Below are 8,922 nucleotides of genomic sequence, written 5' to 3'. Positions count from 1 at the left end.
TATTTTTACTTCCTAGCTTTATCGTAAGCGATCATCCGGACATGATATAACTCCTGGCTACTGGATCTAACTGCGATCGCCCTCCTGGAACAACCAGACCTATCAGGCTTTGGCGGGCGCGTGTCCGATTCGGGTGAAGGACGCTGGACGATCGCAGCCGCCATTGACGAAGGTACTCCTGTCCCTGTACTCAGCGCAGCCCTGTATCAACGGTTCAACTCACGCGGCGAAAATGATTTTGCAGATAAACTACTGTCTGCCATGCGTTTCCAGTTTGGCGGACACGTAGAACAACAGACGGAGATAAAATCATGACGATGACTCATCGAGTAAAAGAAATTCTCAGTTGGTATGGCAGCGACAATCCCGGAACGCTGACTAATTTAGCCCGGTTGCTGAATCATGGCAAACTAGCTGGAACTGGCAAAGTCGTTATGCTGCCTGTGGATCAAGGCTTTGAGCATGGGCCAGCTAGCAGTTTTGCGCCTAATCCACCAGCCTACGATCCTCGCTATCATTTTGAGTTAGCGATCGCAGCAGGATGCAATGCCTATGCCGCACCGTTAGGATTTTTGGAAGCGGGAGCGCGAGAATTTGCAGGTGAAATTCCCCTAATTCTGAAAGCTAACGATCGCGATGTGTTACTAGCTGAGTCAGACCCAACACAAGCACTCACTGGCAGCGTGGAGGATGCGCTGAGATTAGGATGCGTGGGGATCGGCTTCACTATTTACCCAGGTTCAGCCCATCGGTTTGAGATGTATCAGCAGATTCGAGCCTGTGCCGAGGTAGCAAAGCGGCATGGATTGGTCGTGATGATTTGGTCTTATGCGCGGGGATCGGGTTTAAGTAAAGTGGGTGAGACAGCGATCGATGTGATTGGCTATGCGGCTCAGATTGCGGCTCAATTGGGCGCTCACATCATCAAGGTAAAGCTACCAAACGAACACGTTGAACAGGATGCAGCCCGTAAAGTGTATGAGCAAGAGCAAATTCCGATCGCAACATTATCTCAACGAGTGCATCATGTGGTGCAATGTGCCTTTAACGGACGGCGGATTGTCATTTTTTCGGGTGGGCCCATCGACAGTGATGATGCTTTCCTCAATGAAGTTCGTGCCATTCATGCCAGACATGGATTTGGTTCGATTATCGGACGCAATTCTTTCCAGCGTTCCAAGCCAGATGCACTGCGATTGCTCAACACAATCATGGATATTTACAGTGAACAGTCTGAGACCATTCGCACTCCTGCACTGACCTAATTTGTCTATCAAAACAGCCTAAAAATTGGGTTTTTTGTCTCTATTACGAACCGACTCCTCACCTTGAAGCAATCTTCCCCACCCCAATATGCCTGACTTTTTTCATCGCTTGCATCTCTCTACTGCTGTCAGGAAAGCTAGATCGTGAGAAAATCCCGTCCAAAGCCTACCTTATTGAAAGATTATCGTGCCATCATTCCTGCTTCCTTTTTTGGTATGATTCTGGGTTTGGCAGGATTAGGTAGTTGCTGGCGAGTAGCTGCTAAACTTTGGCACTTGCCTACCTGGATTAGCGAAGCAATTATGTTGCTGACAATTGCAATCTGGCTCGTGTTGTTGCTGCTTTATGTGGGTAAATGGCTGTGGGCGAGAGCAGATGCCTTAGCTGAATTTGAGCATCCTGTTTTGTGTTGCTTTATCGGGTTAGTGCCTGTGTCTACGATGTTTGTGGCGCTAGCGAGCGCACCCTACTCTCGTGCGATCGCCATCACATTATTTGTTGTCGGTGCAATTGGTCAGTTAAGCTTTGGCGTGTATCGTTCCGGTCAGCTATGGATGGGAGGACGTAAGCCAGAAATTATTACACCCATTCTCTACCTCTCTACAGTCGCAGGTAGTTTTGTCAGTGCGATCGTTGCTAGTACCCTCGGTTATCGAGAGTGGGGCCTGTTGTTTTTTGGAGGAGGGCTGTTTTCGTGGCTAGCACTGGAGTCGATGATTATGCAGCGCCTCTACTTGTTAGAAGCATTGCCTAAACCACTACGGCCAACGCTGGGCATTCAACTTGCCCCCCCTGCCGTTGGCTGTGTTGCTTATTTGAGTATCACCACTGGTCAGCCCGATGCCTTTGCCCAGTTCCTCTTCGGCTATGGACTGTTGCAAGCACTGATTCTACTGCGGCTGCTACCGTGGTTGTTTCAACAACCCTTTACAGCTTCCTACTGGGCATTCACCCTCGGCATTGCTGCCTTGTCGCTGGCATCCTTGCGCCTTGTTGAACGCGGCATGACTGGAATGATGCAAGAATTGGCACTACTGCTATTCATTGGCGCAAATATTGCGATCAGGCAGTATTGCTCTAGGGACACTGCGGCTCTTGCTGCGGGGCAAATTACTAAGCTAACGATCGCTCATTTTTCCAGAACATATTGGAAGTAGAACTTATGGCTGCAACAACTAAGCAAAATGACACTAAATCGTTCGTTTACTCAACTCGAAATAATGACGAGTATGTTGTTTAATAGGGTTCCAATTTGATTTTAATTATGCAAAGAATTATAGGCTTCATTGAGTTTGTTGCCTGATTCTTCTAATAAGCGTTGTTCATGAGCATTTCTTGATAACAGCAGTTGGCGGTCAATACCTTTTGAGCCAATGATACATGGAAGTCCAAGAACAACTTCATTGCCAACTCCATAGTTAGCATCTGCTCTAGCCGATACTGGAAATATCTGCTTTTCATCTCGCAGGATGGTATCAACTAACTGACAAACTACTGTTGATATACCATAGCTTGTATTTCCTTTGCGTTCAAAAATGTTATGGCCTCGTTTACGAGTTAACTGTGCGTACTCTTGCTGAATTTGTTCTAGCGTTGCTCCTTGTGGTATGGGAAATTCAGTTAACAGAATTCCTCCAATAAATGCACTAGACCAAACGACAAATTGACTGTCTCCATGCTCTCCAATCACATAAGCATGAATGTCTTGTTTTGCAACATTCAGTTGCTTTCCAAGTTGATATCTCAGTCTAGCAGTATCAAGAACGGTTCCTGAACCGAAAATTAGGTTTTCTGCTCTGGTGGAAGTAGCGATTGCAATCCGCGTGAGTACATCCACTGGATTGCTAATGATAATTACGATTGAATTCGGTGCAACTCGATCCAATTCTTTGATTGTCGAACGTATAATCTCTGCATTGTCGCTCAATGTATCTAATCGCGTCTGTCCTTGTTTTGGCTGCACCCCAGCAGTCACAATAATGATATCTGAATCAGCTAAATCTTCATACTGATTTGATGGTATAATCTCCATCTCTTTAAGTAAGGGAATGCTGTCTTCGATATCCCATACTTGTCCTTCAGCTTTTGATAAGGTTCGGTCAAAAAGGACAACCCTTACACATCTACCGAGTAAAACTAAAGCATTTGCAACGTCTGCACCTACATTACCTGCACCAATAATACCGACTTTAGATGTTTTACTAATCATGCTATATCTACTTGACCTTCAAGAATGAAATGTCGTTTGTTTGGTAAGTCCTTGGGTCTGTAATTGCTGTCTTTTTACAACTTGGAAAACAATATATTTAACCCTTCGGTCATCGTGGGATGAGTCAAAATACCATCGCGTAGAACAGTGTAGGGCATCTGAGCTTGCATCACCATCTGCACTGTTGAAATCACTTCACCTGCTTCATGACACAACAGGGAACACCCTAAAATACGACCTGTATCTGCATCCACGATCGCCTTCAGAAGTCCATCAGTTTGACCGAGCGTTCTTGCTCTAGGAACGGCTGACGCATCTACCTTCGCCACACGGATTGTATATCCTTGTTGCTGTGCTTCAGTTTCAGTCAAACCCACATGAGCTAGTTCTGGATCGATGAATAGACACGATGGAAGCAATCGATCGCCTGTACTCCGGTTGCTCCCATCAATTAAATTAGCTTTGATAATGCGATAATCGTCGAGCGATATATGGGTGTATTGCGGGCCGCCATTGATATCGCCTAACGCCCAAATCCCCGGTATGTTCGTCTCTAAGCGATCGTTAACTTGAATAAATCCGCGTGTATCGGTTGCCACACCAGCAGCAGCTAAATTTAAGCTCTCGGTATTGGGCGCACGACCAACGGCGACGAGCAAATGCGACCCTTTGAGGGTGATTTCACGATCGCCAACTTGGATTTGCACGATGGTTTCATTACCAGTGCGATTCTCCAAAGGAGACGCTTCGCGAACGACCCTCAACACCTTCGCCTTTAGCAAGAATTCAATACCATCTTGTTCCAGCAAGGTTTGAACTGCGATCGCTATATCTGGATCTTGCTGAGACAGGATTTGCTCACTTTGCCCAATGACAGTAACACGAGAGCCAAAGCGCCGAAACATCTGGGCAAACTCTAAACCAATATAACCACTACCGAGAACGATCAGGTGTTCGGGCAGGTATTCTAGCTCCATAATCGACTCACTTGTTAAAAACTCAACTTCAGTGAGTCCGGGGATGGATGGAATTAACGGTCGTGTGCCTGTATTAATAAATAAGCGTTCGGCGGTAAGTACACGATTGTTCCCCTCAGTCGTCGTTACTTCAATTGTTTTAGGAGCAACAAACCTTGCTTCGCCAATAATCAAGTTCTTATCCAGAGCCGTTTCTAAATTGTGCAAGTTTATTTCACGCGCAGATTGCACAACCGATCGTTTTCGTTGGATTACCTCTGCTAGATCAACGATGGGTGTATTAGCTTTAACACCATAAGCAGCGCTATTTCGCACTGTGTTTGCGACACTGGCACTCGCCACCATAGTTTTAGTAGGAATGCAGGCAATATTAATGCACCCACCACCAATCATGTTTAAGCTGCGTTCAACTAGAGCGGTTTTACGTCCGTCAGCGACTAACGCTGGTGCTAGTGTTTTACCCGCTTTGCCGCCGCCGATAATAATGTCGTCGTAGTGTTGAGCGTTCGCTTCCATATCCTTTGAGTTTGATAAGGTGAATACGATTTCTAGAAGGTGTTATGAATTTCAGAAAAAACTGACTAAGAGGGTTTTAGCGATAATGTATTTGGCGAACGTAACTCAAGATGCTTGCCCTAGCTGGGTTGACAAAAAGTATATAACACCTGCTAGAAGATTCAACTTTTTCTACAAGCTTGCTTCATCAAAATACGGTTGTTTTTATACACCTCTAAAGTTCCAGACTGCGGGTTATCCAACGTGCCATCCCACACCCAATATTGATAAATTCCACTCCGAAACTTATACACTCGAACACCTTCTGTCGCTTGGCTAGTTCCTTTGCCCAAACTTAAATTACCGTTGGGACTAGTGGCGCGATAAAGCAGTTCACCGTTCGTATACTTCTGCCAAATATTTACGTTGTAGCCGCCTCGGCATTTCGTACTCAGGACGATGCCAGCAGTAGAATCAGCAGAAGCTCTTAAGGAAAAATTAGCTAAGATACTTATTGGTAGAGCCAGGAGTAACGCAAATGTTTTCATGAGTGTTGTAAAATTAACGAGTTTGACATTCTTACCTACCAAATCCCAGGAAACCCCTTTTTCGTTCAAGACATCGTTTTGCGGATTGATGACGACTACTGCGATGTCATTCTTGTTAATGTTCATGGTTTTTCTTGTTGATTTTCACCGTTCTCTTTCTTAAAAACTACCCGCGATATGCAGCGTTTTTCCAGTGATTCAAAATCAGAATATCTTGGTTATCAGGGCGATCGCGGTGGGCGAATTATCTAGCAGTAGTCACCCCAGTTCAGACTTTGACACCACTCCTTAAATACTGTTTCAAAAACGCCAAAGTGCGATCGCGTGCTAATTCTGCAACTTATTTGCGATCGGCGGAACTAAGTGCTTGATGGATTAAAGGTGCAATGATAGCGATATTTTTCACCAACTCATCACAGAGAGAAAATCGCTGTTTTAAGTAATTAGGATCGTTGTAACTCAACCACACCTTGCCGTCAGTTGCTTCCCATGCCAGTACTTTCAGGGGTAAATCCAGGGCGATCGTTGGTTCTGCCACCATGAGGGAAGTTCCGGCTTTCGGGTTGCCAAACAGCAACAACTGTGTAGGACACAGGCTTAGTCCGACTTTTTCGGCTTCAGCCTGTTGATCGATGCGGGCAAAAATGGTGATGCCTTTTATTTGAAGGACGGCTTCTAATCGATCAATGGTTACAGGCACTGAATATTGACTGAGCTGGCTAATGATGCCGTTGTTTGCATTCATAGCAGTGGACTTCTTGTAGGATAAAAACTAGGTGATATAGCCATTGGGCTTTTCAAAGATTGAGGTCTGACAATTCGGGGTGATCGTCAGGACGACGACCTAGTATCCAGTGGTATTTGCGATCGCTTTGGTGAATTGGCAGGTCGTTGATGCTGGCAATACGCCATCGCATGAATCCATGTTCATCAAACTCCCAATTCTCATTGCCGTAAGAGCGAAACCAGTTGCCGGAATCATCATGCCATTCGTAAGCAAATCGGACAGCAATGCGGTTGTCTTGAAAAGCCCAAAGCTCTTTTATCAGACGATAGTCTAATTCTTTAAGCCACTTACGTGTCAAGAATTGTGCGATCGCCTCACGGCCAGATAGAAATTCTGAGCGGTTGCGCCAAATGCTATCCGACGTGTAAGCGAGTGATACTAGTTCAGGGTTACGTGTGTTCCAAGCATCCTCTGCAATTCGGACTTTTTGGATAGCGGATTCATTATCAAAAGGCGGCAGGGGTAGTCGAGAATTTTCAGGGTTGTTCATAGTATGTAAGTGATATGATGGCGATTCTCGTTCCGAGAGGCTTTGCCAACGTCTCAGCATGATTAGATTAAAATTACAGCAGATTTCAAGTTGGTGGAGTACACAAACTAAGTCCCAAAGTCAGGTATGAATCCTGTTTTAATTCTGGATTCTGAATTTTGCTGTAAGTACGTGCCGGCCGAATTACCTCAAAAGCAGTTTAATACAGATCGACGACTACCACCCGCAATGTGCAGCGTTTCCGCAGAAGCCCCCGTCACAACTGCGATTTTTCCCTCTAGTTTTTTCATGATGATTTCTTAAAATCGGGCAGCGTGAACTCTACAGTTTCGCTAGTGATTACTTTGTGCGTGGGATCAGCTAGTTCGATCAGCACCTTGTGTACGCCAGGTTCTAGTCCGACTAGGATGATCGTTTCCCCACTGGAATCTACAAAGTGCCACGGCGCATCGTCAACGGTGATGTGGATATGACCGATGCGCGGCGATACTTCGAGGGCACCTTTGCCGAACACCGGCAACACGCGCAAATTCTCCGTCCGGTACTGGATAAAGACGCGTCCCTGTGCCAGTGGTTCGGGAAGCGGTGGATCGACAATCAGCTTGGGTGGTGCTTCGTTTGCGATCGCAATCAACGGTGATGATCCAATAATGTCCCTAGCGCTCGGTGTGTGGCTGTTCATAGCAGGTAATTACCTGAGAGTAGTTTGTATTACGATCCATTTAAAGGTGAAACGGCGCAGAGTCGAATGGTACTAAGAAAAGCCCAAAGGCTTGTTTAGTCTCGTTCCCAGTCTGAAGACTGGGAATGTATTCAGAATGGGCTGCTGCCTCTCGTCAAGAAAGAGGAGGCAGAGCCTCCCAGAATGGGTTCCCAGCCTGGAGGCTGGGAACCAGTTACAGCAAGGGCTGTATCTTAACTTAGTGCCATTCCGCTTTACTCTTTTCCCCTGCGCTAACTCGGTAAGCAGCAAAGCGATGGAAGAGCGTCTTTTCCTTTCCCCAAAAACATCGATCGCATCCTATTGCAGATGTTTCTTCAATTCAGCAGCAGCTTGAACAAACAGAGAGCGGACTTCTGGCAGTTCGGCTAAACCATTGAGCAGTCCAAAGTCATGAATCATGCCGTTGTACTGCACCGTTGTCACCTCTACCCCAGCTTCATCGAGCTTGCGTCCGTAGGCTGTGCCTTCGTCATGCAAAATATCGCTTTCTGCAACTGCAATTAATGCTGGAGGCAAGCCTTTGAGTTGCTCAACCGTCGCTTGTAAGGGAGATGCGTAGATGTCTTTGCGCTTTTCTGGGTCAGGGATGTACAGGTCATACATCCACTTCATTGTGGGTACGGTTAGATATCGTTTGTCGCCGAATTGATGATAAGAATTCGTTTCAAAATCGGCATCGACGATCGGCCACATCATGATGTGTAGCTTGATGTGTGGCCCTCCGTTTTCTTTTGCCTTCAAAGCAGTGACAGCTGTCATATTTCCGCCGACACTGTTGCCGACCACTGCCAAATTCTTGCCATCCACCCCAATTTCCTCACCATGCTCGGCAACCCATTTGGTCGCAGCATAAATCTCATTGATCGCTTGTGGGTACTGAGCATCTGGCGTGCGCGTGTAGTTGACAAAGACTCCTGCAAACCCTGAAAGCACAACCAGATCGCGCACCATGCGCTTATGTGTTGGATAATCACCCAACACCCAACCACCACCATGAATAAAGATGAAAACAGGCAATGTGCCTTTGATACCTTCCGGTCGCACGATGTTGAGCATAATCGAATAACCGTCAGCAGTAATTGTCTTCTCAGACTCTTCAATGCCTGAAAGGTCTACTGGAACGGAAGCCTGTGCATCTACGAGAACTTGACGCGCTTCGAGTGGAGGTAATGTCTCTAGAGGCACACCTCCTGAGTTCAGCACTTTCAAAAATGCCTTCACTCCTTTAGAAAGACGTGGATCGTCTGCAACTTCCAAAATCTTTGCTTGTGAATTTACTTGAGCAACCATGACATTCTCCTTTGATAATTAGTAAACAATCTGTTGAAATGACACTGTTAAGTGAATTGGTTTAACAGTGATGCTCGATCGGCAGCGATCGTAAAATGGCGATCGCTTTCTACTGACATCGTTTAAGAGCCGGAAT

10 protein-coding genes are annotated in these 8,922 nt (G+C 46.1%); 3 read left to right on the top strand and 7 right to left on the bottom strand.

What is annotated here, in order from left to right:
• Positions 1 to 120 precede the first annotated feature (120 nt).
• From RMZ95_RS28200 to tehA, 3 genes are all read left to right on the top strand, one after another.
• Positions 121 to 315 (top strand): hypothetical protein, encoded by a 195-nt coding sequence (locus tag RMZ95_RS28200; RefSeq protein ID WP_322685800.1) that lies wholly within the window; start codon positions 121 to 123, stop codon positions 313 to 315.
• Positions 312 to 1,265 carry a class I fructose-bisphosphate aldolase gene (locus RMZ95_RS28195; protein ID WP_322685801.1) on the top strand — a complete coding sequence of 318 codons (954 nt, stop codon included), beginning with the start codon at positions 312 to 314 and terminating at the stop codon, positions 1,263 to 1,265. Before RMZ95_RS28200 ends, RMZ95_RS28195 begins: the two co-directional genes overlap by 4 nt.
• Before the next feature lie 144 nt (positions 1,266 to 1,409).
• On the top strand, positions 1,410 to 2,423 hold the full coding sequence (tehA, locus tag RMZ95_RS28190; RefSeq protein ID WP_322685802.1) for a dicarboxylate transporter/tellurite-resistance protein TehA: 1,014 nt from the start codon (positions 1,410 to 1,412) through the stop codon (positions 2,421 to 2,423).
• Between the two features lie 101 nt (positions 2,424 to 2,524).
• Here the strand turns inward: tehA and RMZ95_RS28185 are convergent, their stop codons facing one another.
• From RMZ95_RS28185 to RMZ95_RS28155, 7 genes are all read right to left on the bottom strand, one after another.
• Entirely contained in the window at positions 2,525 to 3,475 is a 951-nt protein-coding gene (locus RMZ95_RS28185) for a lactate/malate family dehydrogenase (RefSeq protein ID WP_322685803.1), read from the bottom strand.
• 74 nt (positions 3,476 to 3,549) lie between these two features.
• Positions 3,550 to 4,968, bottom strand: coding sequence for a mercuric reductase (locus tag RMZ95_RS28180; RefSeq protein ID WP_322685804.1), 1,419 nt, complete (start codon positions 4,966 to 4,968; stop codon positions 3,550 to 3,552).
• A gap of 161 nt (positions 4,969 to 5,129) precedes the next feature.
• Positions 5,130 to 5,621, bottom strand: a complete 492-nt coding sequence (locus RMZ95_RS28175) for a hypothetical protein (protein ID WP_322685805.1) — start codon at positions 5,619 to 5,621, stop codon at positions 5,130 to 5,132.
• Between the two features lie 214 nt (positions 5,622 to 5,835).
• Positions 5,836 to 6,240, bottom strand: coding sequence for a DUF302 domain-containing protein (locus RMZ95_RS28170; RefSeq protein WP_322685806.1), 405 nt, complete (start codon positions 6,238 to 6,240; stop codon positions 5,836 to 5,838).
• Between the two features lie 52 nt (positions 6,241 to 6,292).
• Entirely contained in the window at positions 6,293 to 6,772 is a 480-nt protein-coding gene (locus RMZ95_RS28165; protein ID WP_322685807.1) for a nuclear transport factor 2 family protein, read from the bottom strand.
• Between the two features lie 286 nt (positions 6,773 to 7,058).
• Positions 7,059 to 7,454, bottom strand: a complete 396-nt coding sequence (locus RMZ95_RS28160; RefSeq protein ID WP_322685808.1) for a DUF6130 family protein — start codon at positions 7,452 to 7,454, stop codon at positions 7,059 to 7,061.
• A 339-nt stretch (positions 7,455 to 7,793) separates the two neighbouring features.
• A complete protein-coding gene (locus RMZ95_RS28155) occupies positions 7,794 to 8,786 on the bottom strand; it encodes an alpha/beta hydrolase (protein WP_322685809.1) in 993 nt (330 codons plus the stop codon).
• Positions 8,787 to 8,922 lie beyond the last annotated feature (136 nt).

It is taken from the genome of Nostoc sp. DedQUE07, assembly GCF_034530975.2.
GTDB lineage: Bacteria > Cyanobacteriota > Cyanobacteriia > Cyanobacteriales > Nostocaceae > Nostoc.
Note: the sequence above shows the minus strand (reverse complement) of the source record. Positions and strands in the feature narration are given on the sequence as shown.

Excerpts from the sequence above, each read along its gene's own strand:
- RMZ95_RS28170 (WP_322685806.1), bottom strand. The coding sequence starts at position 6,240 with ATGAATGCAAACAACGGCATCATTAGCCAGCTCAGTCAATATTCAGTG.
- RMZ95_RS28165 (WP_322685807.1), bottom strand. The coding sequence starts at position 6,772 with ATGAACAACCCTGAAAATTCTCGACTACCCCTGCCGCCTTTTGATAAT.
- RMZ95_RS28155 (WP_322685809.1), bottom strand. The coding sequence starts at position 8,786 with ATGGTTGCTCAAGTAAATTCACAAGCAAAGATTTTGGAAGTTGCAGAC.
- RMZ95_RS28180 (WP_322685804.1), bottom strand. The coding sequence starts at position 4,968 with ATGGAAGCGAACGCTCAACACTACGACGACATTATTATCGGCGGCGGC.
- RMZ95_RS28160 (WP_322685808.1), bottom strand. The coding sequence starts at position 7,454 with ATGAACAGCCACACACCGAGCGCTAGGGACATTATTGGATCATCACCG.
- RMZ95_RS28195 (WP_322685801.1), top strand. The coding sequence starts at position 312 with ATGACGATGACTCATCGAGTAAAAGAAATTCTCAGTTGGTATGGCAGC.
- RMZ95_RS28175 (WP_322685805.1), bottom strand. The coding sequence starts at position 5,621 with ATGAACATTAACAAGAATGACATCGCAGTAGTCGTCATCAATCCGCAA.
- RMZ95_RS28185 (WP_322685803.1), bottom strand. The coding sequence starts at position 3,475 with ATGATTAGTAAAACATCTAAAGTCGGTATTATTGGTGCAGGTAATGTA.